This is a genomic window from Micromonospora zamorensis (assembly GCF_900090275.1).
In the GTDB taxonomy this organism is placed as follows: Bacteria; Actinomycetota; Actinomycetes; order Mycobacteriales; family Micromonosporaceae; genus Micromonospora; species Micromonospora zamorensis.
In genome coordinates, this window is sequence record NZ_LT607755.1 from 2,085,336 (window position 1) to 2,103,094 (window position 17,759).

Annotated in this window: 17 protein-coding genes; 10 read left to right on the forward strand and 7 right to left on the reverse strand. The window is 71.3% G+C overall.

All coding sequences use genetic code 11. From position 1 onward, the window contains the following. Positions 1-25: 25 nt before the first annotated feature. Positions 26-943 carry an oxidoreductase gene (locus tag GA0070619_RS09330; RefSeq protein WP_088947690.1) on the forward strand — a complete coding sequence of 306 codons (918 nt, stop codon included), beginning with the start codon at positions 26-28 and terminating at the stop codon, positions 941-943. Between the two features lie 3 nt (positions 944-946). On the opposite strand, the gene GA0070619_RS09335 is transcribed toward GA0070619_RS09330, so the two are convergent. Together GA0070619_RS09335 and GA0070619_RS09340 are read right to left on the reverse strand one after the other, a co-directional pair. Next, entirely contained in the window at positions 947-1,516 is a 570-nt protein-coding gene (locus GA0070619_RS09335) for a hypothetical protein (protein WP_088947691.1), read from the reverse strand. A 103-nt stretch (positions 1,517-1,619) separates the two neighbouring features. Then, positions 1,620-2,807, reverse strand: a complete 1,188-nt coding sequence (locus GA0070619_RS09340) for an amidohydrolase family protein (RefSeq protein ID WP_088947692.1) — start codon at positions 2,805-2,807, stop codon at positions 1,620-1,622. A 178-nt stretch (positions 2,808-2,985) separates the two neighbouring features. On the opposite strand from GA0070619_RS09340, the gene GA0070619_RS09345 reads away from it, so the two are divergent. Then, a complete protein-coding gene (locus GA0070619_RS09345; RefSeq protein ID WP_088947693.1) occupies positions 2,986-4,170 on the forward strand; it encodes a MalY/PatB family protein in 1,185 nt (394 codons plus the stop codon). 31 nt (positions 4,171-4,201) lie between these two features. On the opposite strand, the gene GA0070619_RS32240 is transcribed toward GA0070619_RS09345, so the two are convergent. After that, positions 4,202-4,573 (reverse strand): DUF302 domain-containing protein, encoded by a 372-nt coding sequence (locus GA0070619_RS32240; protein WP_157743962.1) that lies wholly within the window; start codon positions 4,571-4,573, stop codon positions 4,202-4,204. 187 nt (positions 4,574-4,760) lie between these two features. Here GA0070619_RS32240 and GA0070619_RS09355 point away from each other — a divergent pair, with 187 nt between their 5' ends. Both GA0070619_RS09355 and GA0070619_RS09360 read left to right on the forward strand, forming a co-directional pair. Beyond that, positions 4,761-5,330 (forward strand): RNA polymerase sigma factor, encoded by a 570-nt coding sequence (locus tag GA0070619_RS09355; RefSeq protein WP_088947694.1) that lies wholly within the window; start codon positions 4,761-4,763, stop codon positions 5,328-5,330. A 17-nt stretch (positions 5,331-5,347) separates the two neighbouring features. After that, entirely contained in the window at positions 5,348-6,313 is a 966-nt protein-coding gene (locus GA0070619_RS09360) for a CU044_5270 family protein (protein ID WP_088947695.1), read from the forward strand. Between the two features lie 43 nt (positions 6,314-6,356). Here GA0070619_RS09360 and GA0070619_RS09365 read toward each other — a convergent pair whose 3' ends face one another. From GA0070619_RS09365 to GA0070619_RS09375, 3 genes are all read right to left on the reverse strand, one after another. Then, positions 6,357-7,493, reverse strand: coding sequence for a toprim domain-containing protein (locus GA0070619_RS09365; RefSeq protein WP_088947696.1), 1,137 nt, complete (start codon positions 7,491-7,493; stop codon positions 6,357-6,359). 70 nt (positions 7,494-7,563) lie between these two features. Continuing rightward, positions 7,564-8,640, reverse strand: a complete 1,077-nt coding sequence (locus tag GA0070619_RS09370) for an SMP-30/gluconolactonase/LRE family protein (RefSeq protein ID WP_088947697.1) — start codon at positions 8,638-8,640, stop codon at positions 7,564-7,566. A gap of 183 nt (positions 8,641-8,823) precedes the next feature. Further along, positions 8,824-9,222 (reverse strand): hypothetical protein, encoded by a 399-nt coding sequence (locus GA0070619_RS09375; RefSeq protein ID WP_157743963.1) that lies wholly within the window; start codon positions 9,220-9,222, stop codon positions 8,824-8,826. A gap of 33 nt (positions 9,223-9,255) precedes the next feature. On the opposite strand from GA0070619_RS09375, the gene GA0070619_RS09380 reads away from it, so the two are divergent. After that, complete coding sequence (locus tag GA0070619_RS09380) at positions 9,256-10,068, forward strand: class I SAM-dependent methyltransferase (RefSeq protein ID WP_088947699.1); 813 nt, start codon at positions 9,256-9,258, stop codon at positions 10,066-10,068. Between the two features lie 39 nt (positions 10,069-10,107). On the opposite strand, the gene GA0070619_RS09385 is transcribed toward GA0070619_RS09380, so the two are convergent. Further along, on the reverse strand, positions 10,108-10,749 hold the full coding sequence (locus GA0070619_RS09385) for an alpha/beta fold hydrolase (RefSeq protein ID WP_088947700.1): 642 nt from the start codon (positions 10,747-10,749) through the stop codon (positions 10,108-10,110). 67 nt (positions 10,750-10,816) lie between these two features. Between GA0070619_RS09385 and GA0070619_RS09390 the strand changes: the two genes are divergently transcribed. The 5 genes from GA0070619_RS09390 (at position 10,817) to GA0070619_RS09410 (ending at position 17,748) form a co-directional block, all read left to right on the forward strand. Beyond that, positions 10,817-11,182, forward strand: coding sequence for a DNA polymerase ligase N-terminal domain-containing protein (locus GA0070619_RS09390; protein ID WP_088947701.1), 366 nt, complete (start codon positions 10,817-10,819; stop codon positions 11,180-11,182). Between the two features lie 146 nt (positions 11,183-11,328). Beyond that, positions 11,329-11,976: a TMEM175 family protein gene (locus GA0070619_RS09395; protein ID WP_197699626.1), complete on the forward strand. Its 648-nt coding sequence runs from the start codon at positions 11,329-11,331 to the stop codon at positions 11,974-11,976. An 85-nt stretch (positions 11,977-12,061) separates the two neighbouring features. Beyond that, a complete protein-coding gene (locus tag GA0070619_RS09400; protein WP_088947702.1) occupies positions 12,062-12,676 on the forward strand; it encodes a YdeI/OmpD-associated family protein in 615 nt (204 codons plus the stop codon). A gap of 160 nt (positions 12,677-12,836) precedes the next feature. Next, the gene (locus tag GA0070619_RS09405) at positions 12,837-14,276 is read left to right on the forward strand and encodes an AMP-binding protein (protein ID WP_088947703.1); all 1,440 of its coding nucleotides are present in this window, start codon (positions 12,837-12,839) and stop codon (positions 14,274-14,276) included. 253 nt (positions 14,277-14,529) lie between these two features. Beyond that, the gene (locus GA0070619_RS09410) at positions 14,530-17,748 is read left to right on the forward strand and encodes an AfsR/SARP family transcriptional regulator (protein ID WP_088951667.1); all 3,219 of its coding nucleotides are present in this window, start codon (positions 14,530-14,532) and stop codon (positions 17,746-17,748) included. Positions 17,749-17,759 lie beyond the last annotated feature (11 nt).

Below are 17,759 nucleotides of genomic sequence, written 5' to 3' on the forward strand. Positions count from 1 at the left end.
CGGTCTAGCACCTAGCGTCCGCGACATGACAAGCGACACGACCCACACCATGTTCGGCGCCCACAGCACCACCGCGGATGTCCTCGCCGGCATCGACCTGACCGGCAGGACCGCCGTCGTCACGGGTGGCTACTCCGGCCTCGGACTCGCCACGACCCGGGCGTTCGCCCTAGCCGGGGCTCGGGTCGTCGTCCCCGCCCTCCGGCCGGACGCGGCGCAGCGGGCGCTCGCCGGCGTACCCGGGGTCGAGGTCGATCAACTCGACCTCGCCGACCTCGGCTCCGTCCGCGCGTTCGCCGAACGGTTCCTTCGCAGCCATTCCGCCCTCGACATCCTGATCGCGAACGCCGGGATCATGGCCTGCCCGGAGACACGGACAGGACCCGGCTGGGAAGCGCACCTCGCGATCAACCACCTCGGCCACTACGCGTTGGTGAACCTGCTGTGGCCCGCGCTCACCGCCGCCGGCACGGCTCGTGTCGTCTCGGTCGCCTCCGGGCGCAACCCGACGTGGCGTATCCGGTGGGACGACGTGCAGTTTGAGCGCGGCTACGACAAGTGGGAGGCGTACACCCAGTCCAAGCTCGCGAATGTGCTGTTCGCCCGCCACCTCGACCTGCTCGGCAGAGGGCAGCGCGTCCGCGCCTTCTCGGTCAACCCCGGCTGGATCCGCACGCCCCTGCAACGACACCTCGCGGTCGAGGAAATGGTCGCCGCGGGCTGGATCGACGCGGACGGAACTCCGGCGCCGGGGCTGTTCAAGACCGTCGAGCAAGGCGCGGCGACCCAGGTCTGGGCCGCCACGTCACCTCAACTTGACGCGAACGGCGGCGACTACTGCGTGGACTGCCAGCGCACCGACGGCAGCCCCACCGACGCCAGTGAGGCGGCCCGCCTCTGGGCGCTGTCGGCCGACCTGACCGGCCTCGACGTCATCGGATAGCCCTCACGCTCGCGCTCGTCCGCCGTCCTCGGCAATGTCAGGCGTGGGCAGCGGCCGGCGGCGAAGCTCGCGCAACACGCCGTGCCGGTGCGCGGCCCACGCGAGGCGTCGGACGCTCGGGTGTCTGACGAACAGCACCGTCGCCCGACGGATCAGGCCGAACCGGTTGTCGCTGACCTGGTTGTCGATGGCCTGCCAGATCAGCTCGCGCGCCTTGGCGCTGTCGAGGACCGCCCGAACCTCACGTCGCACCGCGGGATCCTCGGCCGCCGAGGCGATGGCAGCGGCCTGACCCGGCCGGTCCGCGAGCGGCTCCACCACCGCCGCGACGAGCGGCCGGCGCACCTCGTCCCGCTCCAGCAGGAGGAGCACCGCTTCCCGGATCTCGACAGTGTCCAGGCTGGACCGCAGCAGGCTCAACAGGCTGCTCTCCACCTCGCGATCGTGATCCGCGACGGACAGCGTGGCCAGCAGCACCGACACCTCGTCGAGATCGATGAGGTGTCGCAGCCCGCTGCGGAACTCCGGCAGCCCCCACGCGACCTGCAGAGCCTTCACGAGATTGCGGTTCATGAGCCACCCGCTACCCGGAAGCGACAGCCGGCGAAACCCCGAGGCCGGCCGGGATTGATCAGCTGAGGCTTCTACAGCGTGGATGCCTGTTGCTCGGACATCGTCACCTCACCGGGTTGCCGGCGCGGTAGACGGCGAGCGGGCGGCGCAGTGCGCTGATGTCGCTCGTCGGGTCGCCGTCCACGACCAGCAGGTCAGCCTCGAACCCGGGGCGGATGCGGCCCTTGCGCCGCCCCAGGCCACACACCTCGGCACCCACCGAGGTGGCCGCGGCGAGGGCGGCGGTGGGGGGAATGCCGCAGGCGACGTACTCGACCAGCGTCTCTGGCAGGATCCCGTGCGGCTTCGCGGGGCCGAGGCCCGCATCCGAACCGGCCACCAGGCGGACCCCGGCCCGGTGCAGGGTGGCGGCGCCGTCGCGCAGCGCCGCCGCACTGAGCCCGGCCCGCGCCGCCATCGCCACCACCTCCGGCGGCGTGACCACGGTCGGGTCGGTGCCGAGCGTGGCACACACCGCCACCCCGGACGCGGCCAGGCGGTCCGCCACCTCGTCGGGGACGTGGGCGCCGGCCGCGGTCACGCACGTGCAGTGCTCGATGCCGTCGACACCGACGCGCAGCGCCTGCTCGACGGCGTTGAGCGCGTGCGCGTGCACTGTCACCGGCAGGCCCAGATCGTGCGCCCGGGTCAGCGCGGCGGTCAGCTCCTGGTCAGTGAACTGCGGCCGGGTGGTGTCGGTGCCGGGGGTGAACACACCGCCGCTGGCCATGACCTTCACCAGGTCGGCCCCGGCTGCCGCCTTCAGGCGTACGGCCTCGCGGATCCCGTCGACGCCGCTCACCTCGCCCCCCATCGACCAGCAGTGCCCGCCGACGGTGGTGACGGGGGCACCCGAGGCCACCACAGTGGGCAGGTCGTCGCGCACCTTCCGGGCCCGCCACCGGAGCACGGCACCGCGCCGGTCGCCCAGGTCCCGAACGGTCGTGACGCCAGCCGCCAGATGCGCGCGCAGTGACGCCTCGACAACCGCGTCGAGGTCCGTCTCGGGACGCTCGGCGAGCCGGCCGAGCGCGTCGGGACCGGCATCGGCGCACAGGTGGACGTGAGCGTCCACCAGGCCGGGCAGCACGGTGCCGTTCGGCTCCTCGCGCACCGGCCAGCCCTCCGGCGCCTCGGCCCGGCCCCGCTGCACGTCGACGATGCGCCCACCGTCCAGCAGGACCAGCACCCCGCCGTCCACGAGTCGCTCGCCGTCGAACATCCGCGCCACCCGGATCGCACGCTTCGTCATCGACCCTCCCCGTTGATGTGAACCGCTCCGGTCAGGCTCTCATTCGGCGGCGACGGAATCCTGCTCGAACTCTGGCCCCTGCGACGGCGGCGGCAACCAGGGACGGTCACGGTCCTGACATCGCCGGCCCATCCAACGACGTCGGCGGGGCCCGGACGAAGCGGAATAGGCTTCAGCGATGACTGGTGTGCTCAGTGGTGCCCGAAGCCCGGTGAACCCCCTTCGCCAGCTCACGCTCGACCAGCTCCGGCAACGGACGAGCCTCAAGTGGCGGGAGTACCCCGACGACGTGCTGCCGCTCTGGGTGGCGGAGATGGACGTGCCGCTGGCCGAGCCGGTCGCGCGGGCGATCACCGACGCCGTCGCGCGCGGCGACACCGGCTACACCTCCGGTACGGCGTACCCGCAGGCGCTGGCGGAGTTCGCCCGGCGTCGGTGGGGTTGGGACGGGCTGGCAGTGGAGCGCACCGCGCTGGTGCCCGACGTCATGCACGGCATCGTCGAGGTGCTGCGGCTGGTCACCGAGCCGGGGGACGCGGTGGTGGTCAACTGCCCGGTCTACCCACCGTTCTACGAGTTCGTGGCGCACGCCGACCGCCGGATCGTGGAGGCGCCGCTCGGCCAGGACCTGCGGATCGACCTCGACACACTGGAGGACGCGTTCCGGCAGGCTCGGGCCGGTGGGCGGCCGGCGGCGTACCTGCTGTGCAGCCCGCACAACCCGACCGGCGTCCTGCACACCGCGGACGAGTTGACCGCCGTCGCCCGTCTGGCCGAGCGGCACGGGGTGCGGGTGGTCGCCGACGAGATCCACGCGCCGGTGGTGGGTGGGGGAGCGCGCTTCGTGCCGTACCTCTCGGTGCCCGGCGCGGAGAACGGCATGTCACTGATGTCCGCCTCCAAGGGGTGGAACCTGGCCGGTCTGCGCGGTGGTCTCCTGGTCGCCGGCCCGGCGGCGGCCGGTGACCTCGCCCGCGTTCCGTTCGAGGCCAGCGTCAGCACCAGCCACCTCGGCGTGATCGCCCACACCGCCGCCTTCACCGACGGCGGCGAGTGGCTCGACGCCCTGCTGGCCGGCCTGGACGACAACCGTCGGCTCCTCTCGGCGCTGCTCGCCGAGCACCTGCCGGCCATCCGTTACCAGCCCGGTCAGGCCACCTATCTCGCCTGGCTCGACTGCCGTGCCCTGGGTCTCGGCGACGACCCCGCCGCGGTGTTCCTCGACCGGGGCCGGGTGGCGCTCAACTCCGGTCTGGCCTTCGGCACCGGCGGCAGCGGGCACGTCCGGTTGAATCTGGCCACCGCGCCGGAGTTGATCACCGAGGCGGTACGCCGGATGGCCGCCGCCGTCGCTCGCCCATAGGGGGACTCCGCGTGGTGCGGCCGGGCCGTGCTCAGCGGCCCTCGACCGCGGAAGCGACAGTGGCCGGGGCGTTCAGGGGCGCGAGCTGGTCCGCACCGAGCCCGTAGCGTTGGGCGAGGTATGCGGGGTCCTGCCAGGTGATCAGCGAGCCCGGCTGGCCGTCGTCGCGCACCATGAGCCGCATCGGCAGGTCGATGGCGATCTCGGGACGGGCCAGCATGAGCGGCGTGCCCGCCTGCGGGTTCCCAAAGATGATCACCTGCGTGTCGGGCATGTTCAACCCGACCTTTCGGGCGGCCGCCGCATGGTCGACCACCGCCACCACCGCAGCACCGACCCGTTGCGCCTCAGCCCGCAGCGCGGAGATCGTCTCTCCGACACCGTGGGCGCTCCGCCTGGTCATCAGTCCGTCGTTCACGGTCGAACCCCCGCTCACCGTGTCGCTGGGCGAATCCATCTCATCCTGCTCGCAACCGGGGCCGGTTCGCGGGGATTTGCCGCCAACCCGCCGTCGGCACCGCGTCCGGCTCCGGTAACACCCGCGCTCCGCCGTACGAATAAGGGGTGTAACGGCTACGAGAGGACGGCCTGTGAATGACCCCAGCCCAGCGGACGATGACATCTCCGGCATCGGAGTCGACCCGGTGGCCTTCGCGGTCTTCTACCGGCGGCACGTGGAGGCGGTGGGCCGGTTCGTGGCACGGCGGGTCGACGATCCGCACCTCGCCGCCGACCTGACCGCCGACGTGTTCCTCGCGGTGATCGAGTCGGCAGCGGGTTACCGGCCGGACCGGGGCAGCCAGATCGGCTGGCTGTACGGGGTGGCTCGCAACGTCATCGGCGACGAGCGAAGGCGGGCGGCCCAACGGCTGCGGGTGACCGGCCGGCTGGCCGGACGACGGGACCTGGGCCCCGACGACATCGCTCGCATCGAGGAGCGCATCGATGCCGAGTCGGCGGCCCGCCGTACCCATCGCGCGCTGAGCGAGCTGCCCGAGGACACCCGCACGCTTGTCGAACTGATCGCCGTGGACGGCCTCACCGTCGCGGACGCGGCGACCGCCCTCGGGATCTCGCCGGTCGCCGCCCGGGTCCGTCTGCATCGTGCCCGTCGCGTCGTCCGCGCCGTGCTCGCCCGCCCAGTCACCACCCTCGCCTGATGGAAGGAGATGGCGTCATGAACAAGACCGATCAGTCGTCGCACGGTTTCGAGGAGCAGCTCCTCACGGACCTGACCGCGCACGTCGCCCGGCGGGCCGACCTGATCTCGACGGCCCGTCCCGCCGGACGTCGTGCCCGCTTCCTGCGCGGTTGGCGCCTCGCCGGGGCGTTCGGGCTGGCAGTCGCACTGACCGCCGGTGCGCTGGCGGTCCAGACGATGAGAGTGGGCGACAAGCCGCCGCCCACGGCCAGCGCCGCGGAGATCTTCCAGAGGGCGGCCGACGCCGCCCGGCAGCAGCCCGAGCTCACCGCTCGACCCGATCAGTACGTCTTCACGGAGCGCCTGGCGACGACGCGGGAGCTGCCGGGCAGCGGCCCGTACACCACCATTCGCGTGCAGAGGTGGGAGTCGGCTGGGGGAGTCGCCCACGCGCAGACACGTTACCGACCGGAGGCCGACCCGAACGCATGGAGCGAGCTGAGGGTGCACCGCATGGACGATCCCGGCGATCCCGACAAGGAGCTCGACGCGTTCCCGCCGCCCGCGTACCACGACGATCTGCCCACCGATCCGGACGAGCTGCTTCGACACCTTCGGGAACACCCGGTCGACCTGCATCTTCCCGAGGGTGCCGACGAAGAGGCCGTCTACGGGGACGTGAGCATGGCGTACACCACCGCGCGGTCGATGCTCGACGGTTACGTGCCGCCCCGAGCGCTGGCGGCGCTGTACGAGCTGCTGGCCCGGGAGCCCGGAGCGGTCGTCATCTCGGGCGACGTGGTGGACGCCGCCGGCCGGCACGGGGTGGCGATTCGGATGCCCGGCGTGATCGGTGGCCACGAGGACTTCATCTTCGACCGGGACAGCCACGTCTTCCTCGGCAGACGTGGGTCGGTGGTGCGCAACGGCAAGGAGTCGCTGTACTCGACTGCCGCGTTCATCCGGCTCGCCATCGTGGACCGACCGGGGCAACTGCCCTGACCGGTGCTGGGATCGCCTGTGCGCGGCTCACCGCGCCGATCTCCTACCCGGTTGGTCGGTCCTCACCCAGCCAGGAGAGGTCGCGTAGTGAGCCTTCCAGGTGCGCGATCGCGATGGTCGCGACGGTGTCCACGCCGACCCCGGTGTGGGCGACGATGCGACGAGCCACAGTGATCGCCTCCTGCGGGTTGGTCGCCTCGAACAGCAGTGGCACCAGCGCGCGTACCGCGGCGCACCTGCCGTCGATGTCCTCGAGCAACCGGGGATGTCGCTCGACGAGCCGGGTGAGGCGGTGGTCGACCACCGCGTCGAGCATGGGCTGCGCCCGTCGCCGCAGGGTCGCCCGCAGCGCGGCCCTGCCGTGCGGGGCGCGCAGCAGGTCCGCCGGGTCGGCGCCGGCGCGGAACTCGGCCGCCAGCAGCGGGCCGGGACAGCGCGCCTGTCGGAGCAGCTGCCACGCGCGGTCCACCGCCGCGCGGCCCGCCGGGTCCGCGTCGAAGGCCGTGACCAGGCCCCGCGCGGCACCGGGCAGCTCCCGCAGGATGGTGGCCTGGGTGTCACTGAGGGTGGTGCCGCAGGGCGCGAGGGCCACCGCTCCGGTCCGGCCGGACCGGGAGTAGGACAGCCACACCGCGAGGACGTCGGCGGGCCCCTCGACGAGGACCGGGGTCCATCGGGCGGCGATGCGGTCCTGCTGCTCGGCGAGACCGAACAGCAGGTGGCTCTTGTTGTAGATCGCTGTCCGCGGGTTGTTGAGGTACTTCGGTACGTCTCCGGCATGTGGGCCGGCGCGGCCGAGGAATGCCACTGTGTGCCCGGCCGGGTCGCGTACCGGGAACATGACCCGGTCGCGGAACACGTCGATGAGGCGGTCCGGGCCGGTCCGGGTGCGGGTCGACAGGCCGGCGCCGATCAACTCCTCCGGTGTGAAGCCGGCGGCGCGCAGGTGGCCGGTCAGCGCACTCCAGCCCGGCGGGGCGTACCCGACCCGCCACGGCCACTCCCGCTGCACGAGGACACCGAGGCCGCGTTCGACGAGGTAGGCGCGCGGCGCGTCGGCGTGCGCGAGCTGGGCGCGGTAGTACGACACCGCGGCGTCGACGGCCGCCAGCAGGCGCCCGGGCTCAAGCCCGGCGCCGCGCACTGCTGGCGTCGGCTGACGGAGTCGGGGTGCGCCCATCGGCTACCTCCGGGATCCACGCTAGCGGCCGCCGGCCCGTCACCGCCAAGATCGGGGTACGCCCCTGCGTTCAGTACGGGTAGCCGGGAACGTTGAGTCGCACGCTGTAGAGGCCGGAGTCGTTCCGCGGGCCCGAGGTGACGTAGAGGGTCTGCCGGTCGGGGCCGCCGAACGCCACGTTGGTCGTACCGGAGGTGCCGGCCCGGATCGTGCCGAGCTGGGTGCCCGCGGGGGAGTAGACGTGCACCAGGGAGTCCGAGCCCGACGCCCAGTACACGTTGCCCGCGCAGTCGATCGTCGCGCCGTCCGGACCGCCGATGTAGTTCACGAAGACGCTGCGAGCGCCGGTGCTGCCGTCGGGCTGGACGACGTACTTGTAAATTTTGTTCTCGGAGTAGGCACCCACGTACAGCGCGGTCCCGTCCGGCGAGAGCGCGATGCCGTTGGGTTGGCGCAGCCGGTCGTCCACCAGTGACACCTGGCCGCCGGAGACGCGGAAGACGCTGGTACGCCCACCCATCTGGTCGGCGCGGTTGCCGCGCTGGAAGTTCGGGTCGGTGAAGTAGACAACGCCATCCGAACGGACCGCGACGTCGTTGGGCGAGTTGAACGCCCGGCCCTGGTAGTTCGCCGCGACGGTGCTGCGTGCCCGGTCGCTCAGCCGGTACGCGGACACGCTCCGCTGGTCGTGGGTCGCCGCGACGACCTGCTGGGCGTCGGCGCTGAGCGCCAGGCCGTTGCTGCCCGCGTTGGCGATGAACGTGTCGAAGGTCGCTGGCGGGGTGAACCGACGGATCGTGGACGGCTGGACGTTGTACGGCCCGGTGCCCGCGGCCATGTCGGACATCAGGAGGTAGCCACCGTCGGCGACCCAGACCGGCCCTTCGAGGAACGAGAATCCACCCTGGATCCTGGGCGCTGTCACGGAACTGGCCGGCAGCGGCGGGCCGTATCCGGTCCCCGTCGGGCATGCGCCTGCTGGCGTGCCGGGCGGATTGGCGAGCGCGCCACCGGCTGCGGAGTGAGCGCTAACATGAGCGGCACGCAGAGTGTCCGGGGGAGCGGCAGTGGCCACGCTGGTGAGGGGTGCGGTGCTGAGCGCGAGGCACAGACCGCCCAGCGCGGCGATGGTGGGACGCCAGTTCATCGAAGACTCCTGTCGACGTCGGCGGGCGCGAAGCCCGGCGATCGACGGCGGGCGTGGTCGCGGGGGCGGCACGGCGCGCGCGGGCCGTCAACGTGGGTACGACGCAGCATATGCGACAAGCAAGTGACTAACGTCAATGCATGGTCTGTTGTTTGCCAGATTTCCGGCGCAGTGGCCACTGCCTCAGGCGGTCGTGGACGGGCGCTGTGCCCTGATCCCCACGATGCCGGCGACCAGGAGCACCGCCACCGGCAGGAACGCGCCACCGATGCCCAGCCCGAGCAGCAGCCCCCACGCGGTGATGATCAGCGCGGCCACCACGTCGGCGACCACTGTCAGCCGACCGATCCGCTGCGCGAGCACCGGCAGCGTCGCGGCCACCACTGGCACGCCGAGCAGGTAGCTGGCCGCAGCCCCGGAATCGTCCACGGTGTAGGGAGTCAGCGCGGCAGCCACCAGCACCGTGATCACCAGAGCCGACCACCGGACCACCCGTCGAGCGTCGACCGGCTTGCGGACCAGCACCACGACACCGACGAGCAGGACGCCGACGATCGCCCCGACGGTCACCAGATCAATCATCGTGCCCTCCCCGACCGCAGGTATGGTGCCGCCATGGCATCCCCAGTCTGGGCCGACGGTACGGCCTACGAGGCCTACGTGGGTCGGTGGAGCCGGCTCGTCGCTGTGGACTTCCTGCGCTGGCTCGACCTGCCGCGCGGACTGCGCTGGCTCGATGTGGGTAGCGGCACCGGCGTGCTGACCTCGACCGTGCTGACGACCGCGCAACCGCGCCAGATCACCGGCGTGGACCCCTCCGAGGGGTTCGTGACGCAGGCCCGCGCCCAGGTCACCGACCCGAGGGCCGACTTCGCGGTCGGCGATGCCCGGGTGCTGCCCCTGCCGGACGACGCCGTCGACGTGGTGGTGAGTGGTCTGGTGCTGAACTTCGTACCCGAGCCGGCGCGGGCGGTGGCGGACTTCGCCCGCGTGGTCAACCCCGGTGGGGCGGTGGCCGCGTACGTCTGGGACTACGCCGAGGGAATGGAAATGATGCGGCACTTCTGGGACGCGGCCAGCGCGCTCGAACCCGCCGCTGCTGCCCGGGACGACGGCCGCGGCTTCTCGCTGTGCCGGCCGGATGTGCTCCAGGCGCTGTGGCGCGACGCTGGGCTCACGGACATCTCGGTACGGGCGATCGAGGTGCCGACCGTCTTCGCCAGCTTCGCCGACTACTGGACACCGTTCCTCGGCGGGCAGGGCTCCGCCCCGGCGTACCTGGCCTCGTTGGCGGAGCCCGAGCAGGCCGCCCTGCGGGATCTGCTCGCCGCCCGGCTGCCGCCCGGACCCGACGGGTCGATCCAGCTCACGGCCCGCGCCTGGGCGGTCCGTGGCACCCGGCCGACGACTGGCGCGTCGTCGACGTAGCAGCCCCGCCGGTGACTGGGAGAGGGGGTGCCAGCACCGTCAGCGCAGGTACGCGGACAACCGGTCGGCGAGCTGCTGCGGATGGCTGAACGACACCGCGTGGCAGCCGTCGATCTCATCAGGGGTGACGCCGAGCCGGTCGGCGGCCACCCGGCGCTGGAAGTCCGCCGGAAAGAACCGGTCCTCGCGGGCGATGAGCACCTTCGTCGGCACGTCCGGCCAGGCGTTCAGAGGCCACGGCTCGTTGCCCTCGGCGCTGACCTGGTCCCGGTTGTGCGCCGCAGCCTGCGCGATCAACTCGGCCGGCACCCCGTTGTAGAACTGCTCCTCCTCGGTGAGCCCTTCCGCGCCGCGATAGCCGGTGTTGCCCCACCAGTCCCCGGGCTTTTCACCGGGCTGGGGGATCATCGGTGTGAGCAGGACGATCAGCCGCACCGGCAGCCGGTCGGCGATCAGCGGCGCGGTGAACGCGCCATACGAGTGGCCGACGACCACAACATCGCGCCGGTTGCCGATCGCGCTGACGACCGTGTCGCAGAACTCGGCGAACCCCGCCGACCTGTCCTCGATCGGCAGCTCCGGCACCACCACGTCGTGGCCGCGGCTGGTCAGCTCGGGGACCACGAGATGCCAGTCCCAGGCGCTGCCCCCGCCGCCGTGGATCAGAACGAAAGTCGCCATGACCCGAAGCCTCGCACCCGGGTACGACATGCGCGTTGGCAAGCGATGGAGCCGCCCAGCGGCGACAATGGCAAGAGTGGCGCCCGCCTTCGTCCTGCACGATCACCGCAAACCACGGCCGCACTTCGACCTGCGGCTCGAGGAGGGCGGTGTGCTGCGCTCCTGGGCAGTGCCGCGGGGCCTGCCGGACAGCCCCCGCGACAACCGGCTCGCCATCGCCGTGCCCGACCACCACCTCGATCACCTCACCTACGAGGACGCCGACAAGTCGATCGCCGACATCGGCACCTGGGAGGAGCACGACCGCACCGACCGTCGGATGCTGTTCACGTTGCACGGCCGCACCGGCAGTCGGCGGTACGCGCTGATCCGCACCGGTGAGGGGTGGCTGCTCCACCTGACGAAGGAACAGCCCTCCGACGATCTCGGATAGTTGCTGTCGTCGACCTCTGGACTTCACGTCTGCGCGGGCCGGGCGGTCCGTCGGATCACCGCATCGCCTCTGCGAGGTCGGCGGCGGTGTCGAACCCTCCGGCGATCAGCACTCCGGCAGAAGCCTCGTCACCGCATAATCAGGGCGTGCGGTCCAAGAGCGACAATCCTCGTCTGGTGCGTCAACCCGGTCGGTTGATCTCCTTCAGCGACGCTGTGTTCGCCATCGCCGTGACGCTTCTCGTGCTGGAGATCCAACCCCCGCAGGACTTCGGGCATCTCCTGCGGGGCCTCGGCGCGCTGTGGCCGTCGTACCTGGCATATGCGCTGAGCTTCCTGCTCATCGGGCAGGTGTGGGTCAACCACCACGTCATGTTCGACCGGGTCCGGCACGTCGACCGGGAGGTTCTGTTCCTCAACACCCTGCTGTTGATGGTCATCGCCTTCCTGCCGTTCTCCACGTCGTTGCTCGCCGACGCGTTGCGCGCGGAACAGGGTCTGCGCGTCGCGGTCGTCGTCTACGGCGCCACACTGTGGACAGCGGCGGCCCTGTTCAACGTCATTTGGGCCCATCTCCGCCGCGCCAGACTGCTGGACCCCGACCTGGGCCCCTTCGGCATCCGGGCCATCGGCCGCAGGTTCGCGCTCGCGTTGGTCTGGATCGGCTCCGGCATCCTCGTCGGCGCGTTCGTGCCGATCGCGGGCGTCGTCATCATCGCCGGCTTCCTGCCCGCCTACTACCTCCCGATCCGCGGCGAGTACGGCGAGGACACGGCCACCGACCGGCCCGGCTAGCCCTCACGACCCCCGACGTTCGCGGATCGCCGGACCGCTGGGTGTCCCGGTGTGGACGCGGTCGGCGGCGGGTTAGCCTGCTGTCGTGGCGGGAGCTGAACTGGATGAGTTGATCGTCGCGGACGGCGAGGGGCTTCGTGCGTGGTTGTTGGCCAACCACGCCACGTCACCGGGCATCTGGCTCGCACTGGCCAGGAAGGGCGGCACCGTCACCACGCTGACCTGGCAACAGGCGGTTGACGAGGGGCTGTGCTTCGGCTGGATCGACGGGCAGGCCCGTAAGCGGGATCAGGAGAGCTCCTGGATCCGGTTCACCCCACGCAGGCCCCGCAGCTCGTGGTCGCAGCGCAACGTCGCCAACGTGGCTCGGCTGGAGGAGCAGGGTCGGATGCTGCCTCCGGGCCGCGCAGCGGTGGACGCCGCGAAGGCGGACGGGAGGTGGGCGGCCGCCTATGCTCCTCCCTCGGAGGCCGAGGTGCCGGCCGACCTTCTCGCCGCGATCGCCGCCGACCCCGCTGCCCAGGCCATGCTCGACGTCCTCACCAAGGCCAATCGATTCGCTCTCATCCACCGCGTCAACGGCGTCAAGCGGGCTGAGACGCGGGAGCGGAAGATCCGCGAATTCGTCGCGATGCTGGCCCGCCACGAGACGTTCTATCCGCAGAAGGCCAGGCCAGCGGATCCGCCGCCATCGGCATAGCGCATCCGTCCGGGCGGCGGCAGAGGCGCAACGGCTGTACCGGATGACTGGTGGGCCGACGACGGGGATCCGCCGTGTCAGGAGTTAGGGGTGGGCCGACGCCGGCCGGGTCCGTAGATTCAGCTTCGGTTGCGTTTGTGCGGCCGCGAGGGGGCTGGCCATGCTGTTGCCGTCGTTGTCCGGAGATGTGCCCGATCGTGCGGACGCCGTACGCGTCGACGGCGACGCCATCTCTCGGGAGGCGTTGCGGGCCGCTGCGGGCGCGGTGGCCGCCGACATCGCCGGAGCCGGCACGGTGGCGGTGCTCGCCACCCCGAGCGTGGCAACGGTCGCCGCCATCGTCGGTGGCCTGTTGTCCGGGGTGGCGGTGGTTCCGGTGCCGCCGGACACCGGCGCGGCCGAACTCGCCCACGTGCTCACCGACTCGGGGGCCCAGCTGCTGCTGGCCGGTGAACCGGACGCGCCGGTGCTGGCGGACTGTCCGATACCCGTGGTGCCGGTCGACCCGGGCCGGCGTGGTGAGGTGCCGACGAGCGGCCCCGCCCCGTCGACGACCGGGTTGATCCTCTACACCAGTGGCACCACCGGCCCGCCGAAGGGCGTGCTGTTGAGTCACGCGGCGATCCGGGCTGGTATCGACGCGGTCGCGCACGCCTGGGAGTGGACCGACGAGGACGTCCTCGTGCAGGGTCTGCCGCTCTATCACGTACACGGTCTCATCCTGGGTCTGCTGGGGCCGCTGCGCGTCGGCTCGCCGCTGGTGCACACGCGGCGGCCGACCCCGGGCCGGTACGCGGCCGCCGGCGGTTCGCTGTACTTCGGGGTGCCCACGGTGTGGAGCCGGATCTGTGCCGAGCCGACGGCCGCCCGTGCGCTGTCCGCGGCCCGGCTGCTGGTCTCCGGCAGCGCGCCACTACCCGCGCCGGTCTTCGCCGAGATGGAGGGGCTGACCGGGCACCGGCCCGTCGAGCGGTACGGCATGACCGAAACCCTGATAACGCTCAGTACGCGCGCCGACGGCCCTCGTCGAGTCGGGTTGGTCGGCCGTCCGGTACGCGGGGTGCAGGCCCGACTCGTGGACGACGCGGGTGCGCCGGTGCCGGCCGACGGGCAGACCTTCGGGGCGTTGCAGATCCGTGGCGAGACGCTTTTCGACGGCTACCTGCACCTGCCCGACAAGACCGCCGAGACGTTCACCGCCGACGGCTGGTTCCGCACGGGCGACGTGGCGACGGTCAGCGAGGCGGGGGAATACCGCATCGTCGGGCGGGCCAGCGCCGACATCATCAAGAGCGGCGGATATCGGATCGGTGCCGGTGAGATCGAGGACTGCCTGCTCACCCATCCGCAGGTGCGCGAGGTGGCGGTGGTCGGCGCCCCGCACGACGACCTGGGCCAGGAGGTGGTGGCGTTCATCGTCGGCGAGCAGTCACTGGCAGCTCGTACGCTGGTGACCTATGTGGAAAAGCGGCTGGCCCGGCACAAAAGGCCGCGCCGTGTCCACCTGGTGGAATCGTTACCGCGTAACGCCCTCGGCAAGGTGCAAAAGACAACTTTACTGTCGCTGATGGAATCGGGGACGTTGCCGGGCGGTAACTGACACATGGCATTTCGATGACCTGCCTGGCCGAAAGGTCGAGTTTGGCTGGGACCTTCGGTCAGCTAACCGGCTCTCATATTTTCGACCCGTGGTGACTGCTCGTAGTCTCTAGGCGAACACGGGGGGTGAGTCGTGTATCTAGATGTCTCTATCTCCAGGCCGGACTCGCTACGGTTGCGGGGCTGGATCGCCAGCCGACCGAAAGTACGGCGCCGAGCGACTCCGACGTCGCGTCACCGCGGGGGAGGTGCTCGTGGAGGTACGGGTTCTGGGGCCGCTTGAGGTTCTGATCGATGGCAATCGGTTGGACCTGGGCGGACACCGGCAGCAGATCGTGTTCGCCAGCCTGGCGCTGGAGGCCAACCGGGTCGTCCCGGTGGGGCGCCTGATGGAGGCCATCTACGGCGACGACCTGCCCAGCACCTCCCGGGCCCAGGTGCAGATCTGCGTCTCGGCGCTCCGACGCCTGTTCAACACCCACGACCATCCGGACACCATCGTCACCCGGTCCCAGGGCTATCTGCTCCGGGTCACCGATGGCGACCTGGACCTCGACCGGTTCGTCAGTCTCGTCGAGGGCGGTCGCCGGGCCCGTTCCAGCCAGAACTTCGACGAGGCGGTCCGACACAGTCGCGCCGCCCTTGCTCTGTGGCGTGGCCGTGCCCTCTACGGGCTGGAAAGCCGGCTGGTCCAGTCGGCGGCCAACCGCCTCGACGAACGGCGGATCAACCTCCACGAGGACTGCGTCGAACTCGAACTCGAACTCGGCCGGCACCGCGATCTCATCCCCGAGCTCTCCGACCTGGTCGAACAGCACCCGCTGCGCGAACGGCTCCGTGGCCAGCTGATGCTCGCCCTGTACCGATCCGGCCGTCAGGCCGAGGCTCTCGGCGTCTACCGGCAGGCCCGCCGCACCATGATCGATGAGCTGGGCCTCGAACCGAACCAGTGGCTTCAGCAACTGGAACACGCCATCCTCACCTCCGACGAGGAACTCGCCGCACCGGTCTCACCCGCGCCCGCCCCGCCATCGGCCGTCCCACCAGCGCCGATCTCCCCAGCGCCGCCGCTGCTGCCCGTGCCGGTCCCGCCGGCGCTGGTCGTCGCACCGGTGGACGACCTTCCCCTCGGCGCGATCACTCCGCCGGTGATCGTCGCTTCCACCGAACCGGTCGTCCCGGTCACCGTGCCCTGCCTGCTACCCACGGACATCGCCGACTTCACCGGCCGGTCCAAGCAGATCGACGTGATCGAGCAGCAGCTGTTGATGGCGGCCGAGAGCCCGACGCAGTTCGCGGTGCCGATCGTGGTGGCAGCCGGTAAACCGGGCATCGGCAAGACCACCCTGGCCGTGCACGTGGCGCACCGGGCCGCGGCGCGGTATCCGGACGGCCAGTTGTTCGCCGACATGCACGGCCGCAGCCCGCAGCGCGTCGGCCCGATGCAGGTGCTGGAACGCTTCCTGCGGACCCTCGGCGTCCCCGGGACCGCGATGCCCGAGGTGCTGGAGGAGCGCGCCGAGCTCTACCGTGACCTGCTCTCCGACCGCCGGATGCTGATCGTGCTGGACAACGTGGCCGGTGAGAGCCAGGTGCTGCCATTGCTGCCCGGCACCCCCCATTCGGCGGTGCTGGTCACCAGCCGCAGCCGCCTGGCCGGGCTGCCGGGCGCGATCCACCTCGACGTCGACGTCTTCGACGAGGAGCACTCGCTGGAACTCCTGGCCCACGTCGCCGGACGGGAACGGATCGACCAGGAGCCCGCCGCGGCCGCGCAACTGGCCTACCTGTGCGGGAACCTGCCCCTGGCGCTGCGGATCGCGGGCGCCCGACTCTCCGCCCGCCAGCACTGGACCGTCGAGCACCTGGTCGAGCGGCTCGACAACGAGGCGCGGCGGCTGGACGAGCTGAAGCACAGCGGGATGGGGATCAGGGCCAGCATCTCGCTCACCTACGACAGCCTCACCGAGGAGGCCCGCCGGCTCTTCCGTCGACTCGCGGTCCTCGACGTCCCGTCGTTCTCCGGGTGGGTCAGTGCCGCACTGCTGGACGAGCCCGTGATGGACGCCCAGGACCTGCTGGACGACCTCGCCGAGGCGCAACTGGTGGAGAGCACCAGCATGGGGCCGGGGCAGGTCCCGCAGTACCGGTTCCACGACCTGATCCGGGTCTTCGCCCGCGAGCGCCTCGCCGCCGAGGAGACCGTCGCCGACCGCAACGCCGCCCTGTGCCGGGTGCTCGGTGCCCTGCTGTTCCTCGCCGAGGCCGCCCACTGCGGCCTGCACGGCGGCGCCTACTTCATCCTCAACAGCGACGCACCGCGCTGGCCGTTGCCGGACCGGCTCACCGGCCAGCTGGTCACCCATCCCCTGAACTGGTTCGAACGGGAGCGGCACTCTCTGGTCGCCGGTGTGCGTCAGGCCGCGCAAGCCGGCTTCACCGATCTGTGCTGGACGCTCGCCCACACCGCGGTGACCCTCTTCGAGCCGCGCATCTACCTCAACGACTGGCGGGAGACCCACCGCATCGCGCTCGCCGCCAGCCTGGCGGCGGGTGACAGCCGGGGACAGGCCGCCATGCTCTACTCCAACGGCTCACTGTGCCTCGCCGAGCAGCGGTTCGACGAGGCGCGCCGCGACCTGGAAGCCGCCGGGGCCATCTTCCGTGGGCTCGGCGACGAGCAGGGGCTGGCGCTGGTCACCCGCAACATCGCTTTCGCCGACCGGATCCGGGGCGACCTGCCGGCCGCCACCACCCGCTACGAGCACGCGCTGGCGAGCTTCCGGCGCAGCGGCGACCTGGGCGCGGCCGCCTACGTGCTGCACAGCCTGGCGCAGGTGCACACGGAGAGCGGCAATCCGCACGAGGCGCTGAGCATCCTGCCGGAGGCGCTGGCGTTGAGCCGCAGCGCCCGCAGCCGTCGCGTGGAGGCACAGGTGCTGCACCGGATGGGCGACACCTACCTCAACACCGGGGATGCTCTCGCGGCGGCGAGCGCGTTCGCCGAGGCGCTGGCGGTCGTGCAGGACATCGGTGACCCGGTCGGTGAGGCGTACGCGCTGCACGGGATGGGCGTGGCGCACATGACGGCCGGTGATCTGGTCGCCGCGGAAACCGCGCTGCACAGCGCACTGAGCCTGGCGAGCACGGCCGGCGAGCGACTCATCGAGGCGCGGGTGTCGCTGGCTCTCGGCGAGCTGGCGCTCGAACGCGGCTACGCGACGCAGGCGGTGGTGCATCTGCACCGTGCACTGGGACTGTTCCGGGGCATCCGCGCGCCGAAGTTCGAGCAGCGGGTGCTGACCAAGCTGACCGAGGCGTACGTGGCGGCCGGCGGCCGGGACCATCCGGCGTCCGTGGCGGCCGAACCGGTGCGAGACAACGTCGTTCCGCTGGTGCGTCAACCTCGGCCGCAACGGCCGGATCGCACGGGCAGCGGTTCCTCTGTGGTGCAGGGTATTCGTCAGGGCTGAAACTCGGGGTG

What these genes read in the sequence shown, in the direction of transcription:
- GA0070619_RS09330 (WP_088947690.1), top strand. Translation starts at nt 26, where the DNA reads ATGACAAGCGACACGACCCACACCATGTTCGGCGCCCACAGCACCACC.
- GA0070619_RS09335 (WP_088947691.1), bottom strand. Translation starts at nt 1,516, where the DNA reads ATGAACCGCAATCTCGTGAAGGCTCTGCAGGTCGCGTGGGGGCTGCCG.
- GA0070619_RS09340 (WP_088947692.1), bottom strand. Translation starts at nt 2,807, where the DNA reads ATGACGAAGCGTGCGATCCGGGTGGCGCGGATGTTCGACGGCGAGCGA.
- GA0070619_RS09345 (WP_088947693.1), top strand. Translation starts at nt 2,986, where the DNA reads ATGACTGGTGTGCTCAGTGGTGCCCGAAGCCCGGTGAACCCCCTTCGC.
- GA0070619_RS32240 (WP_157743962.1), bottom strand. Translation starts at nt 4,573, where the DNA reads ATGACCAGGCGGAGCGCCCACGGTGTCGGAGAGACGATCTCCGCGCTG.
- GA0070619_RS09360 (WP_088947695.1), top strand. Translation starts at nt 5,348, where the DNA reads ATGAACAAGACCGATCAGTCGTCGCACGGTTTCGAGGAGCAGCTCCTC.
- GA0070619_RS09365 (WP_088947696.1), bottom strand. Translation starts at nt 7,493, where the DNA reads ATGGGCGCACCCCGACTCCGTCAGCCGACGCCAGCAGTGCGCGGCGCC.
- GA0070619_RS09370 (WP_088947697.1), bottom strand. Translation starts at nt 8,640, where the DNA reads ATGAACTGGCGTCCCACCATCGCCGCGCTGGGCGGTCTGTGCCTCGCG.
- GA0070619_RS09375 (WP_157743963.1), bottom strand. Translation starts at nt 9,222, where the DNA reads ATGATTGATCTGGTGACCGTCGGGGCGATCGTCGGCGTCCTGCTCGTC.
- GA0070619_RS09380 (WP_088947699.1), top strand. Translation starts at nt 9,256, where the DNA reads ATGGCATCCCCAGTCTGGGCCGACGGTACGGCCTACGAGGCCTACGTG.
- GA0070619_RS09385 (WP_088947700.1), bottom strand. Translation starts at nt 10,749, where the DNA reads ATGGCGACTTTCGTTCTGATCCACGGCGGCGGGGGCAGCGCCTGGGAC.
- GA0070619_RS09390 (WP_088947701.1), top strand. Translation starts at nt 10,817, where the DNA reads ATGGCAAGAGTGGCGCCCGCCTTCGTCCTGCACGATCACCGCAAACCA.
- GA0070619_RS09405 (WP_088947703.1), top strand. Translation starts at nt 12,837, where the DNA reads ATGCTGTTGCCGTCGTTGTCCGGAGATGTGCCCGATCGTGCGGACGCC.